This is a genomic window from Corallococcus sp. AB049A (assembly GCF_003668885.1).
GTDB lineage: Bacteria > Myxococcota > Myxococcia > Myxococcales > Myxococcaceae > Corallococcus > Corallococcus interemptor.
In genome coordinates, this window is record NZ_RAWL01000230.1 from 1 (window position 1) to 13,749 (window position 13,749).

A 13,749-nucleotide genomic window follows, 5' to 3' on the forward strand; every position below is an offset into this window, starting at 1 on the left:
GAACGGGGGGGAGTCATCCCCACATTGTTCGGGCCCGAGCACTCACCGTACCCGGTTGAAGGAGGCACCCATGGCCGACAAGTCCGAAGTGGCTCGCCTGCACAGCCTGGCGCAGCTCGATGCCGACGCGGTGGGCGCGTACGACGTGGCCATCGCCCGCATCGGGCCCGCCCTGGTGCGCGAGCGCCTCAACAGCTTCCGCGCGGACCACCTGCGCCACGTGCAGGACCTCAACCTGCTCATCCAGCACTTTGGCGGTGAGCCGGTGACGCTGCGCCCGGACCTGAAGGGCTCCGCGATGAAGGGCCTCACGGCCATGACGGGGCTGATGGGGACGGAGGCCACGCTGTGGGCCATGCTCGGCAACGAGGAGCTGTTCGACCGGGCCTATGAGCTGGCGCTCCAGTTCGAGTGGTCCCCGGAGGTGAAGGCCCTCATCCGCCAGCACCGCGAGGACGAACGGCGCCACGGCACGTGGATCCGCGACGCGGTGCGCACCCGGCCCTGGGCGGAGCGCCGCATGCCCTCCTTCCTGGACACCGCCGAAATGGGCGCCTGAAGCCGCTACCGCGCGCCGGAGCGAAGTGGCATACGCTGCCGCGCGTGAGCGACATCACTGTCTACCAACCCGACTTCCTCTTCTCGGACGGGCGTTTCCACGAAGGCCGCGCGCTGGCGGTGGGCGCGGATGGCCGGGTGCTCGAAGCGGTGCCGGAAGGCGCGCGCGTGGAGCGGCTGGCGGGGCGGGCGCTGTTGCCGGGCCTGGTCAACGGCCACTCGCACGCGTTCCAGCGGCTCATCCGGGGCCGCACCGAATACGTCGCGACCGCCGGCGGGAAGGACGACTTCTGGTCCTGGCGCGAGGCGATGTACCGCGCCGCGGAGGCGCTCACGCCGGAGGAGATCCACGTCGCCTCCCGGCAGGTGTTCCTGGAGATGGTGCTCTCCGGCATCACCACGGTGGGCGAGTTCCACTACCTGCACCACCAGCCGGACGGGACGCCCTACGCGGACCGCAACGAACTGGCGCACGCGGTCATCCGCGCGGCCACGGACGTGGGGCTGCGCATCTGCCTCTTGCGGGTGGGCTACGCGCGCGCGGGCTTCAACGTGGCCGCCAACCCGCGCCAGCGCCGCTTCATCGACGCGGACGTGGACACGTTCCTGTCCACCACGCAGGCGCTGGCCAACGCGGTGCGCGGTGACGCGCGCGTGAACGTGGGGTTCGCGCCGCACAGCGTGCGCGCGGTGTCGCGGGACTGGCTGACGCAGGTGGCCCGCGCCGCGCCCGCCAGCATGCCCATCCACATGCACGTGGCCGAGCAGCCGAAGGAGATTGAAGCGTGCCTCGCGGAGCACGGCCGCCGCCCGGTGGAGCTGGTGTCGGACGTGGGCCTCCTGGGGCCGAGCTTCACGGCCGTGCACGGCGTGCACCTGACGGACAACGAGGTGGCGCTGCTGGGCCGCGCGGGGGCCACGGTGTGCGCGTGCCCGTCCACGGAGCGCAACCTGGGGGACGGCATCGTGCCGGCGGACGCGCTGGTGAAGGCCGGGGCGCGCGTGAGCTTCGGCTCGGACAGCCAGACGGTGGTGGACCTGCTGGATGAGGCGCGCCAGCTGGAGCAGCACCTGCGGCTGGTGCGGCTGCGCCGCGCGGTGCTGGACCCGGGGACGGGCACCCTGGACGGCCTGGCGGCCCGGCTCTTCGACATGGCCACGGTGCAGGGCGCGCGGAGCCTGGGGATGGGCACGGGCACGCTGTCGCCGGGGTCGCCCGCGGACTTCTTCACGGTGGACGTGCACCACCCGTCGCTGGTGGGCGCGAGCCCCGCGTCGCTCCTGCCGGGCATCGTCTTTGGCGCGGCGGGCGGGGCGGTGCGCGAGGTGGCGGTGGCGGGCCGGCTCGTGGTCCGGGACGGCCACCATCCGTTGACGGAGGCGAGTGGCAAGGCGTTCCAGCAGCTCGCCCGGCGTCTCTACCCGTAGGGAAAAGACGCGGTTCGATATGCACGGGCCGCCCGGACGTTGGCGGTGTGGAGGTTTCGGATGCGCGCGGGAATCTGGCTGTCGTGGGTGGTGCTGGTGGGGCTGGCCTTGCCCCTGGCGGTGGGCTGCGCGGGGCGGCAGGACCTGGAGACGCCAGACCACGAGGCCATCTACGACATGCCCCTGGAGGAGATGTGGCCCTTCGTCCGTGAGTACTTCACGGAGGCGCACCTGCCCTACCGCGAGGACCGGGGCAGCCTGGTGCTGGAGACCGAGTGGAAGCAGGAGTTCGGCGGCTCGAAGATCGCCGGCTACTGGCACCGCTACATGGTCATCGGCAAGCGGGAGACGCCGACGAAGAGCAAGCTGTGGATCATCCGCATCACCAAGTCGGTGAACAAGGCGCTGTCCCTGCCGGGCCGGGAGCTGGACTGGGGCGTTGGCCGGGGACTCGGAGGAGACCCGGAGCAACGCAACACGGGGGCTCCGGGGGATCCGTCCTCGACCTCGAGCGGCGCCTACGGCGTCTCCATCGAGGACGCGGAGGACCGGCTGGCCTTCCCGGTGGGAGAGAACGCCTTCTACGTGGACTCGGGGCAGGGCACGCGCGACCTGACCATGGAGTGGCGCGTGTTCCGGGGCATCATGCCCAGGCTCGCGAAGCAGCAGCAGGAGGTGAGCGCGGAGCCGCGGGTGGCGATGGCCCCGGGCGCGAAGGAAGCGCCGTCGTTCACCGAATGCGGCCAGTCCATCCTCGGACTGAAGCGGCTGGCGAAGCCGGGCGGGGTGCTGCTGCTCGGTGAGCTGCACGGCACGAAGGAGGTCCCGCGTTTCATCGCGCAGTCCGTGTGCCAGCTCGTCACGGCGGGCATGCCGGTGACGGTGGGCCTGGAGCTGCCGGTGGAGAACGAGGAGCGCATCGCCACGTTCCTCCAGAGCCAGGGCGGCGAGGTGGACTGGCTCAAGCTGATGGAAGCCCCGTTCTGGCGCAGCCCGTATCCGGATGGCCGTGGCAGTGAGGCCGTGGCGAACATGCTGGAGCAGCTGCGCCAGCTGCGGGCGCAGGGCCTGGACGTGGCGGTGTTCGTCTACGACCACCCGAAGCTCTCCGGGCAGCCGCGTGAGGACGCGCTGACGAAGACGGTGCTGGCGCAGGTGAAGGCGAAGCCGCAGCGCTTCCACCTGGTGCTGAGCGGCAACGTCCATCCGCGCACGAAGAAGGGGCTGCCGTGGAACAGGCAGTACAAGCCCATGGGCTACCTGCTGAAGGACCAGCTCGACGGCGTCACCGCGTTGGACATGGCCTACGACAGCGGCACGGCGTGGGTCTGCGCGGCGGATGCGCAGGGGCGCGCGCTGGACTGCGGCGTGAAGGAGGCGAGGGGCAAGGACAACGGCGACCGCTTCTTCGTGCACACGTGGAACTCGACCAACGACGAGGGCTACCACGGCGTCTTCTACGTGGGCCACGTGTCAGCGTCCGAACCCGCCATCCGCAAGGGCCTGGGCAATCCGGGAGCAGCGCCCGCGTCGAGCCCGTAAGAACCGCATCAGGGGGGGGAAGACAGGGGCCGTGCGAGTCACCGGAGACGGTGGCCCGCGCGGCCTCTGGCTTTTCGCGGGGCTCGATATGCCCATTCATCACACGGCGTTCTTCAGCGCATCGAAGACGGAGGCACTGCGGATGCGCTCAATGGTGAAGATGGGATGGCTGGCGTTGCTCCTGGCGGTGGGCTGCGCGGGGCGGCAGGACCTGGAGACGCCGGACTACGAGGCCATCTACGACGTGCCCCTGGAGGAGATGTGGCCGTCGGTCCGTGAATACTTCAAGGAAGCGAACCTGCCCTACCGCGAGGACCGCGGCAGCCTGGTGCTGGAGACCGAGTGGAAGCAGGAGTTCGGCGGCTCCAAGGTCGCCGGCTACTGGCACCGCTACATGGTCATCGGCAAGCGCGAGACGCCGACGAAGAGCAAGCTGTGGATCACCCGCATCACCAAGTCGGTGAACAAGGCGCTGTCGCAGCCCGGCAAGGAGCTGGACTGGGGCATCGCCTCCTCTCGGGTCGTTGGCGATCCTTCTGAAGGCCTGAGTCCGGAGGATGCCGAGGACCGGTTGGCCTTCCCGGTGGGAGAGAACGCCTTCTACATGGAGTCGGGGCAGGGCACGCGCGACCTGATCATGGAGTGGCGCGTGTTCCGGGGCATCATGCCCAAGCTCGCGAAGAAGGAGCCGGTGAAGACGGAGCAGCCGGTGGCGAAGGCCGAGGCGACCTTCACCGAGTGCGGCCAGTCCATCCTGGGCATGAAGAAGCTGGCGAAGGCGGGCGGGGTGCTGATGCTGGGTGAGCTGCACGGCACGCAGGAGGTCCCGCGCTTCATCGCGCAGTCCGTGTGCCAGCTCGTCACGGCGGGCATGCCGGTGACGGTGGGCCTGGAGCTGCCGGTGGAGAACGAGGAGCGCATCACGACCTTCCTCCAGAGCCAGGGCGGTGAAGTGGACTGGCTCAAGCTGATGGAGGCCCCGTTCTGGCGCAGCCCGTATCCGGACGGCCGTGGCAGTGAAGCCGTGGCCAACATGCTGGAGCAGCTGCGCCAGCTGCGAGCGCAGGGCCTGGACGTGGCGGTGTTCGTCTACGACCACCCGAAGCTGTCCGGCCAGGCGCGCGAGGACGCGCTGACGCAGACGGTGCTGAAGCAGGTGAAGGCGAAGCCGCAGCGCTTCCACCTGGTGGTGAGCGGCAACATCCACCCGCGCACGAAGAAGGGGCTGCCCTGGGACAAGCAGTACAAGCCCATGGGCTACCTGCTGAAGGACCAGCTCGATGACGTCACCGCGTTGGACATGGCCTACGACAGCGGCACGGCGTGGATCTGCGCGGCGAATCAACAGAGCAGCAAGCTGGACTGCGGCGTGAAGGAGACGAAGGGCAAGGACAACGGCGACCGCTTCTTCATGCACACCTGGAGCTCGGCCAACAGCGAGGGCTACCACGGCGTCTTCTACGTGGGCCACGTGACGGCGTCCGAACCCGCCGTCTTCAAGGGCCTGGGCAACCCGGACACGGTTTCCACGCCGAGCCTGTGAGGCACTGCGCATGCGCTCGATGCTGAAGATGGGATGGCTGGCATTGCTCCTGGCGGTGGTGGGCTGCGCCGCACGGCCCCAGGACTGGGACCTGACAGGGCGGGAGGCCATCTACGACCGGCCCCTGGAGGAGGTGTGGCCCTCGGTGCGCCAGTACTTCGTGGACGCGAAGCTGAGCTTCCGCGAGGCCCCGGGCAGCCCGGTGCTGCAGACCGAATGGAAGGAGGAGTTCGGCGGCTCCAAGGTCTCCGGCTACTGGCACCGCTATCTCGTGCTGGGCAAGCGGGAGACGCCCACGAAGAGCAAGCTGTGGATCATCCGCGTCACCCGCAGCGCGAACAAGGCACTGTCCGCTCCGGGCAAGGAGCTGGAGTGGGGCGTGAGCCGGAGCATGGGCAATGACGCCCAGCGGAGGCAGGACCAATTGGCGGGCATCGCTCCTCCGACCGGAGGCTGGGAGAGCCTCGAAGGCGGCTTCGGCCTCAGCGCGGAGGATGGCGAGGACCGGTTCTCGATGCCGCGCGGAGAGAACGCCATCGTCGCGGAGTCCGCGCACGGCACGCGTGACCTGAACATGGAGTGGCGCGTGTTTCACGCCATCGCGCCAGGCCTGGCGTCGAAGGAGGGGGCCACCCCTCGGGTGACCGTGCAGCCCGTCGCGAAGGCCCCCGAGGCTCGGTCCGCGCCCGCGTTCACCGAGTGCGGCACGCCCATCATCGGCCTGAAGGCCCAGGCGAAGGCGGGCGGGGTGCTGCTGCTGGGAGAGCTGCACGGCACGCAGGAGGTCCCGCGTTTCATCGCGCAGGCCACCTGCCAGCTCACCGTGGCGGGCACGCCCGTGTCGGTGGGTCTGGAGCTGCCGGTGGACAACCAGGCGCGCATCACCACCTTCCTCCGAAGCCAGGGCACGGAAGAAGACTGGCTCCGGCTGATGGAGGCCCCGTTCTGGCGCAGCCCGTATCCGGATGGCCGTGGCAGCGAAGCCGTGGCCAACATGCTGGAGCAGCTGCGCCAGCTGCGAGCGCAGGGGCTGGATGTGGCGGTGTTCGTCTATGACCACCCGAGGCTCAACGGACAGCCGCGCGAGCAGGCCCTGGCCACCACGGTGTTGAAGCAGGTGGAGGCCGGCCCCGCGCGCTTCCACCTGGTGCTGAGCGGCAACATCCACCCGCGCACGGCGAAGGGCCTGCCGTGGGACCCGCAGTACCAGCCCATGGGGAGGCTCCTGGCGGCCCGGCTGAAGCACGTGGTGGCGCTGGACGTGGCCTACGACAGCGGCTCGGCGTGGATCTGCGCGCCGGACGAGCGCAGCCGCAAGCTGGACTGCGGCGTGAAGGAGGCGAAGGGCAAGGACAACGGGGACCGCTTCTTCGTGCACGTCTGGGACTCGCCCAACAAGGACGGCTACCACGGCGTCTTCTACGTGGGCCGGGTGAGCGCGTCCGCGCCCGCCATCTCCAAGGGCCTGGGCCGGCCCGGCGCGGATGACAACTCCGTGTTCCCCTCGGACGCGGACTCGGGGGCGGTGGTCTCCCTGCGACGCTGAGGGCGCGGGCACACTGGCGCCGCGGCGCGGGCGGTGGCATGGAGGTGGCCTGACTGGAGGCCGTCCCATGAGCGACACGCTGCCCGCGCTGCGGGCCACCCTGGCGGAACTGGTGGCACTGGACACCACGTCCTCGCGTCCCAACGCGCCCCTCATCGACTACGCGCAGGCGAGGCTGGAGGCCGCGGGCTTCACCGCCGAGCGCCAGCACTACACCGACGACGCGGGCGTGGCGAAGGTGAACCTCATCGCCCGCAAGGGCGACGCGGACCGCGCCGCGCTGGCCCTCGTCGGCCACTCCGACTGCGTGCCCTATGACGCCGCCTGGACGGACGCGCTGCGCCTCACCGAACGCGACGGCAAGCTCTACGGCCGAGGCGCCTGCGACACCAAGGGCTTCATCGCCTGCGCGCTGCACACCGCCACCCGCAAGGACCTGCCGAAGCTGGACGCGCCGCTCCTCGTCATCCTCACCGCGGATGAAGAGGTGGGCCTGGTGGGCGCGAAGAAGCTGGTGTCCGCGGGCCTGGGCCGCGCGAGGCACGCCATCGTCGGCGAGCCCACGCGCCTCATCCCCGTGCGCGCCAACAAGGGCTACTGCCTGGCGGAGGTGGAGGTGCTGGGCAAGGAGGGGCACAGCGCGTACCCGGAGCTGGGCGCGTCCGCCATCTTCCGCGCCGGCCGCTTCCTGCACCGGCTGGAGACCCTGGCGAACACCGTCCTGCGCGAGGACCGCGACGAGGGCTTCCAGCCCCCCTTCACCACGGTGAACGTGGGGCTCATCCAGGGCGGCAAGGCGAAGAACGTGCTGCCCGGCTCCTGCCGCTTCACCGTGGAGTGGCGCCCCATCCCCGGTCAGGCCGCCGAGCGCGTCCCGGAGATGATGGAGCACATCCGCCAGGAGCTCACCCGCGACGAACCCGCCTACGAGGCGCGCATCAAGGTCCTGCGCATGGACCGCGGCGTCCACACGCGCGGCGACGCGGACGTGGTGCGCTTCCTGGAGGACGTCAGCGGCAACGCGTCCGAAACGGTGTCCTTCGGCACGGAGGCCCCGCAGCTCACGGAGCTGGGCGCGGAGGCCGTCGTGTTCGGCCCCGGCGACATCCGCGTCGCGCACCAGACGGGTGAGTTCGTCCCCATGGAGGACCTGGTGCGCTGCGAGGCCGCGCTCACGAAGGCCGTGGCCCGCTTCTGCACGGGCGGCTGAGCGCGCGGCGCGCCTCAGGGTTTCGGCGCGTCGATGACCTTGACGTTGCGGAAGCCCTGACACGCCTCCTTGAAGCCGAGCACGTACTTCAGCGAGCGCAGCTCCAGCGTCAGCTTGTTCCACAGCTTGCGCGGCAGGTTGGGGCGCGGCGCGGGCACGCTCGTCACCAGCGAGCCCAGGTCGATGTAGTGCGTGGGCGTGCGGCCCATGCCCTCGAAGTCGTGCTCCAGCCCCTGGCTGAGCTGACGCAGCTGGGGCTCCAGTTGCTGGTGCACCGCGTCCGTCATCAGGACGTACTCGGAGATGGGCACGTCGTTCTTCAGCATCCGGTGCAGGAGGATGACGTCCACCCCGGCCAGCTCCGTGAGGTGCTTCACCTTCTGGAAGGCGACCTCCCCGGCGTGGGCCACGAACTTGAGCGTCAGGTTGCCCACCTGCGTGCACCCGTCGCACCTGCACATGCGGTCAATGACGAGCTGCTCCCGGCGCTCCAGGAAGGCGCGGCGGATGGCCGCGACCTGCGTCGCGATGGGCGAGGTGTCCTCGCCCACGGCGTAGAAGAAGGCCGCGTCCCCTTCCAGCTTCGCCAGCTTGAACCGCCCGGACGCGTCGATGACGGCTTCCAGCAGCTGCGCCACCGTGTCCTGCGCGTGCGCGAGGCCGAAGCGGTGCTCCCGCATGAAGCGGGTGTAGCCGCCGATGTCCGCGATGAGGAGCAGCGCCTTCTCAATGGCCATGCGGCGCGGAAGCCTAGCCCAAGCCCCCGCGCCTTGTGTCAGTGCCGGGGCATCGCGCAGGTGCCCACGTCGCGCAGCAGCTTGTGCGCCTCCGCCAGCAGGGCGTGCCCCTTCACCTCCGGGGGCACGCGGGCAATGAGCTTCATGTCCGGCGTCAGCCGGTAGAAGCCCTTGGAGCGCTGCACCAGCCCCGCCACCTTCGCGCCATCCAGCAGCGCGTCGCCGCCCAGCGCCAGCGACAGCCGGCCCGGGCCAGCCTCCAGCGCGCGCAGCCGCAGCTCGCGCATGTCGATTTTCAGGAGCGTCACCTCGGAGAGGGCGTCCACCTCGTCGGGGGCCTCGCCGTAGCGGTCCACCAGCTCCGCGCGCAGGTCCGTCACCTCGTCCGGGTGGCTGGCCTGGCTGAAGCGCTTGTAGAACACCAGCCGCTGGTGCACGTCCGCCACGTAGTCGTCGGGGATGAGCGCCGGCATGGGCAGGTTGATGTCCGGCTCCACGTGCACCTTGGGCGGCTGGCCCTGCAGCTCCGCCACCGCCTCTTCCATCAGCTGCGCGTACAGGTCGAAGCCAATCTCCGCGATGGCGCCGGACTGCTTTTCGCCCAGCAGGTTGCCCGCGCCGCGGATCTCCAGGTCGTGGCTGGCGATGGAGAAGCCCGCGCCCAGCTCCGTGAAGTTCTGGAGCACCTCCAGGCGCCGCTGCGCGTCCTTCGTCACCGGACGGCGGGTGGGCACCAGCAGGTACGCGTACGCGCGCTCCTTGCTGCGGCCCACGCGCCCGCGCAGCTGGTAGAGCTGCGCCAGGCCGAACTGGTCCGCGCGGTTGACGATCATCGTGTTGGCGCTGGAGATGTCGATGCCGCTCTCGATGATGCTCGTGCACAGCAGCACCTGGAACTTGTGCTCCGTGAACTGGAGCATCACCTTCTCCAGCTGCCCCTCGCCCATCTGGCCGTGCGCCACGCCAATGGAGACGTTGGGCAGCAGCTTCTTCAGCTCCTGCTCCATGGACGGCAGGGACTCCACGCGGTTGTGCACGAAGAAGACCTGGCCCCCTCGGGCAATCTCCCGCTCCACGGCCTCCTTGATGACGCCCTCGTCGTACTTCATCACGAAGGTGCGGATGGCCCGGCGGTCCTGCGGCGGCGTGGCGATGATGCTCATGTCGCGCACGCCGGACATGCTCATGTGCAGCGTGCGGGGGATGGGCGTCGCCGTCAGCGTCAGCACATCCACCTGCGTGCGCAGCCGCTTGAGCGCCTCCTTCTGCTTCACGCCGAAGCGCTGCTCCTCGTCCACCACCAGGAGCCCCAGGTCCTTGAAGGACACGTCGCCCGCCAGCAGCTTGTGCGTGCCGATGACGATGTCGACCTTGCCCTCCTTGGCGCGGCGGAGGATGTCGCGGATCTCCGGCGGCTTGCGGATGCCGGAGATGACTTCCACCGTGACGGGGTAGTCCTTGAAGCGCTTCTTGAACGAATGGAAGTGCTGCTGCGCCAGCACCGTGGTGGGCACCAGCACCGCCACCTGCTTGCGGTCCAGCGTGGCCTTGAAGGCGGCGCGCATGGCCACCTCCGTCTTGCCGTAGCCCACGTCGCCGCAGACGAGCCGGTCCATGGGCTGCGCCTTCTGCATGTCCGCGAGCACGTCCTCGATGGCCTTCGCCTGGTCCGGCGTCTCCTCGAACTCGAAGTCCGCCTCGAACTGGGCGAAGTAGCGGTCCGGCGCCGCGAACGCGTAGCCCGGGTGCGCCTTGCGCGCGGCGGCCATCTGCAACAGCTCCGCCGCCATCTTGAGCAGCTGCTCCTTGACGCGCTTCTTCGTCTTCTCCCAGCTGGTGGTGCCCAGCTTGTCCAGCTGGACCTTGTCCGGGTCTCCGCCGGTGAACTTCTGGATGAGCCGCATGCGGCCCACCGGCAGATAGATTTTGTCCCGCCCCGCGTACTCCAGGACGAGGAAGTCCCCCGGCACGCCCTGCACCTCCATCTTCGTCAGGCCCGCGTAGCGCCCGATGCCGAAGTCGGTGTGGACGATGAGGTCGCCTTCCTTCAGGTCCTTGAAGCCCGCGGCGAACGCATCCAGCTTCTTGCTGCGCTTGACGCGGCGGCGTGAGCGGACGCCGAAAATCTCCTCGTCCGCGAGCACCGCCAGCCGGCCTTCAGTGTCGATGAAGCCGTGGCTCACCTCGCCGGTGAACAGGTGCGCCCATATCGCAGGCTCGAAGAGCTTCGCGGGGTCCGCCAGGGGCTCCGTGTGCACCTTCACCATCACGTTGCGGTCCAGCAGGAGCCGCTTGAGCCGGTCCGCCTGGCTGAGCGTGCCGCACGCCACCGCGCACGCCACGCCGGTGTCGCGCCAGCGCTGCAGCCGCTCCACCAGCGGGGTGAGCGCGCCCTCCTCACCGTGGTGCGCGAGGATGGCCTCGCGCAGGTCCTGCGTCGTGCCGAAGGTGAAGGCCACGGGCGCTTCGGACTGCGTGAGCGACAGGCCACCGCCCTCCACCACGCGCAGGGCCTTGAGCCCCGAGGCCACGCCCTCACGCGTGAGGAAGTGGTGCTCCGGAGGGTAGGTGAGGTCCTGGCGCGCGTCCGCCTCCTCCACGCCCTTCGCCAGCTCCGCCCACAGGTCCTCCAGCGCGCGGTCCAGCCCCACCGGGTCGTCCAGGTAGACGACGGGCTCCTTCGCCCACGCGCGCAGGTAGTCGAACACGGAGGCCAGGCCGCCCTCGAAGAAGCCGGGCAGCAGTCCCTCCAGCCCGAAGCCGGGCAGTCCTTCCCGGAGCGCGTCCAGCCGCTCGCGCAGCTTGATGGTGGGCAGGTTGATGCGGTCCGCCACCGCGCGGGCGGCGGCCTCCGCGCGCGGGCGGGTGTCGTCGGTGAGCAGCAGCTCGCGCGCGGGCACCAGGTCCACCGTCTTGAGCGCGTCCACGGTGCGCTGCGACTCCGGGTCGAAGACGCGGATGGACTCGATGGTGTCCCCGAAGAACTCCAGGCGCACCGGCCGCTCGTACAGCGGGCTGAAGACGTCCAGCAGGCCGCCGCGCACGCTGAAGGTGCCCTTGTCCTCCACCAGCGGGCTGTTCTGGTAGCCCATCAGCGCCAGCTTCCGCGCCAGCGAGTCGCGGTCGAAGTCCTGGCCCACCTCCACGCGCTGGGCCAGCCCCTCCATCACCCCCAGCGGCAGCACGCGGCGGTGCAGCGCGCGCAGGGACAGCACCAGCGCGGGGAACGGCGTGCCGCGCGCCAGGTGGAACAGCGCGCCCAGCCGCTCCGTGATGGGGCCCGCCTCCGGCGACAGCTCGTCGTAGGGAAGCACCTCGTCCGCGGGCAGCCGCAGCACGCGCGGCTCCAGCAGGCTGCCCGTGCCGCCCAGGAAGAAGGCCAGGTCGTGCGCGAGCGCGTCCGCCGCCTCCTCGTCCGCGGCCACGCACACCAGCGGCGCGCGCAGCTCCCGGTGCAGGCGGGCGAGCAGGTGGCCACGTGCCGCGCCCTTCACCCCCTGCGTCCGCGCGCGGTGGCCCACGCGCAGGGAGGCCAGCAGCCGGGCGAAGGCATCACCGGAGGAGAGGGGAGCGCCGCCGGGCCAGGGCGTGCCGTCGGACTTCGGAGGAAGGGAGGTGTCCATTCGGGGGCCCGTGTGGGGCCCTCGGCTAATTAGGGTGAGCCCTGCCCCAAATCAACGCTGGATGCGGACCGCTGTCGTGTCCATGGAGCCAGCGGGACGGCCGCCGGGCGGGGAGGCTCACGCGCGCCCGGGACCTGTCCAGGTCCCCGGGCGCGCGGCCTCACCTGCTCAGGGCACCGCGCACGCCGCCGCCAGCCGCGCGTCCTTCTTGGTGGCGTCGCTGGTGGTGGCCGCCAGCGAGTCGCAGTCCATCACGCTGGACAGGCCCGTCAGCGGCTCCACCATCAGCACGCTCTTGGCGCGGTTGGAGGTGAAGCGGAACTGGATGGAGCTGTCCGTCGGGGCCGCCGCCGCGATGGTCGCGGGGTTTCCAAGCTGCCCCTGCAGACAATCCATCTTGTTGAACACCGGCCGGCCGGAGCCCGGCAGGAAGCACAGGTTGTTGATGTTGGTGGCGTTCATCGTGGGCGGGATGACGATGTCCGGCCCCGTCTCACTGCAGCACGCGGGCGCGGTGCGGCAGGTCTTGTTGAGGCAGGCGGGGCTGGGGCACTGGTCCATGCCCCAGTCGTCCGGCGTGTTGAGGTCGTTGCCGCACTTCAGCCGCTCCCAGCGGGCCACGGTGTGCTGCCTGCCGTCCAGCAGGGTGACGTTGTTCTCCACCACGAAGCGCACCGGCTGGGTCGTGCTGATGGCCAGCTGGCGCGCGCGCAGCGCGGACGACCACAGCTCGCGCGTGGCGGTGTTCTCCTTCTGCCCGCCGATGCGGCCCTGCATGGCCACCACCGACAGGCCGATGAGCACGGACACCACCGCCAGGGCGGTCATCATCTCCAACAACGTCATGCCGCGCGTGTGCTTCATGGAATAACCACCACCGAGGCCGAGGGGTCCACCGGCCGCTGCAAGCCCACCGTCATGTTGCGCGCCGCGACCCGGAAGGTGTAGCGACGGCGCGTGTAGCCATCCCTGGCCTGGCCCTCTTCATCCGTGCCCGTCATGTCCGCGTCGCGGTTGACGCGCCGGGTGCGGATGACCAGCGTCACCTCCAGCTCGCGCACCCGCTGGCGCAGGCGCTTGATGACCTCCGCCTTCCGGTCCGCGGCGGTGATGGAGTTGATGGCCGGCAGCGGGTTCCCATCCGGGCCGCGGTCGTCCGTCCTGCAGGTATTCAGGGTGTACTGCGCCTCGTCGCACTGGGAGATGGCCGGGTGGGGCAAGCCGGGGTTGCGCCAGTTGGTGTCGGTGCCCACGCCGGGGTACCACTCCATGGCGTACTCGCCGGACGTGCCCTTGAGGGCATTGTCGAAGTCCACGACGCCCTCGCGCACGGACAGGTGCTCCACGTCGCGGCTCAACACGGTCCAGTTCGCCGCTCCGACCGCGCGGTACTCCAGCGCGGGGCTGCCGCCCTTCCAGTTCACCCGGTAGGCCGCGCCGTTCAGCCGCAGGGCCATCCAGTTCACGAGGTCGCCGGCGTCCTTGGGCGCCCAGTGGGTGCTCGTGGTGCTCTCGCACGTGGGAGACTCGAGGAGCGCCCCATTGACCGTGATGGTGGAGGG

At 70.2% G+C, this 13,749-nt stretch carries 9 protein-coding genes and 1 pseudogene; 6 read left to right on the forward strand and 4 right to left on the reverse strand.

All coding sequences use genetic code 11. The features are described 5' to 3' along the window. The first annotated feature begins 70 nt into the window (after nt 1–70). The 6 genes from D7X55_RS23445 (at nt 71) to argE (ending at nt 7,827) form a co-directional block, all read left to right on the forward strand. Nucleotides 71–559 carry a ferritin-like domain-containing protein gene (locus D7X55_RS23445; protein WP_120548337.1) on the forward strand — a complete coding sequence of 163 codons (489 nt, stop codon included), beginning with the start codon at nt 71–73 and terminating at the stop codon, nt 557–559. Nucleotides 560–603: 44 nt separating this feature from the next. After that, complete coding sequence (hutF, locus tag D7X55_RS23450) at nt 604–1,986, forward strand: formimidoylglutamate deiminase (protein ID WP_121724242.1); 1,383 nt, start codon at nt 604–606, stop codon at nt 1,984–1,986. Between the two features lie 60 nt (nt 1,987–2,046). Next, nucleotides 2,047–3,528, forward strand: a complete 1,482-nt coding sequence (locus D7X55_RS23455) for a hypothetical protein (protein WP_121724243.1) — start codon at nt 2,047–2,049, stop codon at nt 3,526–3,528. Nucleotides 3,529–3,670: 142 nt separating this feature from the next. After that, nucleotides 3,671–5,071: a hypothetical protein gene (locus tag D7X55_RS23460; RefSeq protein WP_121724244.1), complete on the forward strand. Its 1,401-nt coding sequence runs from the start codon at nt 3,671–3,673 to the stop codon at nt 5,069–5,071. A 10-nt stretch (nt 5,072–5,081) separates the two neighbouring features. Further along, nucleotides 5,082–6,617 carry a hypothetical protein gene (locus tag D7X55_RS23465; protein WP_121724245.1) on the forward strand — a complete coding sequence of 512 codons (1,536 nt, stop codon included), beginning with the start codon at nt 5,082–5,084 and terminating at the stop codon, nt 6,615–6,617. A 67-nt stretch (nt 6,618–6,684) separates the two neighbouring features. Then, on the forward strand, nt 6,685–7,827 hold the full coding sequence (argE, locus tag D7X55_RS23470) for an acetylornithine deacetylase (RefSeq protein WP_121724246.1): 1,143 nt from the start codon (nt 6,685–6,687) through the stop codon (nt 7,825–7,827). 14 nt (nt 7,828–7,841) lie between these two features. Here argE and D7X55_RS23475 read toward each other — a convergent pair whose 3' ends face one another. From D7X55_RS23475 to D7X55_RS43485, 4 genes and pseudogenes are all read right to left on the reverse strand, one after another. Next, nucleotides 7,842–8,564, reverse strand: a complete 723-nt coding sequence (locus D7X55_RS23475; protein WP_121724247.1) for a DUF2652 domain-containing protein — start codon at nt 8,562–8,564, stop codon at nt 7,842–7,844. Between the two features lie 38 nt (nt 8,565–8,602). Next, on the reverse strand, nt 8,603–12,187 hold the full coding sequence (gene mfd, locus D7X55_RS23480) for a transcription-repair coupling factor (RefSeq protein ID WP_121724248.1): 3,585 nt from the start codon (nt 12,185–12,187) through the stop codon (nt 8,603–8,605). Between the two features lie 168 nt (nt 12,188–12,355). Then, nucleotides 12,356–13,051, reverse strand: a complete 696-nt coding sequence (locus D7X55_RS23485) for a Tfp pilus assembly protein FimT/FimU (RefSeq protein ID WP_121724249.1) — start codon at nt 13,049–13,051, stop codon at nt 12,356–12,358. After that, nucleotides 13,048–13,749: pseudogene (locus D7X55_RS43485) on the reverse strand (hypothetical protein); the annotation flags it as partial. The gene D7X55_RS23485 and the pseudogene D7X55_RS43485, both read right to left, overlap by 4 nt.

Bases quoted from the DNA above. Each gene is read 5' to 3' on its own strand.
- D7X55_RS23445 (WP_120548337.1), top strand. From the start codon at position 71: ATGGCCGACAAGTCCGAAGTGGCTCGCCTGCACAGCCTGGCGCAGCTC.
- D7X55_RS23455 (WP_121724243.1), top strand. From the start codon at position 2,047: ATGCGCGCGGGAATCTGGCTGTCGTGGGTGGTGCTGGTGGGGCTGGCC.
- D7X55_RS23460 (WP_121724244.1), top strand. From the start codon at position 3,671: ATGCGCTCAATGGTGAAGATGGGATGGCTGGCGTTGCTCCTGGCGGTG.
- D7X55_RS23465 (WP_121724245.1), top strand. From the start codon at position 5,082: ATGCGCTCGATGCTGAAGATGGGATGGCTGGCATTGCTCCTGGCGGTG.
- argE (WP_121724246.1), top strand. From the start codon at position 6,685: ATGAGCGACACGCTGCCCGCGCTGCGGGCCACCCTGGCGGAACTGGTG.
- D7X55_RS23475 (WP_121724247.1), bottom strand. From the start codon at position 8,564: ATGGCCATTGAGAAGGCGCTGCTCCTCATCGCGGACATCGGCGGCTAC.
- mfd (WP_121724248.1), bottom strand. From the start codon at position 12,187: ATGGACACCTCCCTTCCTCCGAAGTCCGACGGCACGCCCTGGCCCGGC.
- D7X55_RS23485 (WP_121724249.1), bottom strand. From the start codon at position 13,051: ATGAAGCACACGCGCGGCATGACGTTGTTGGAGATGATGACCGCCCTG.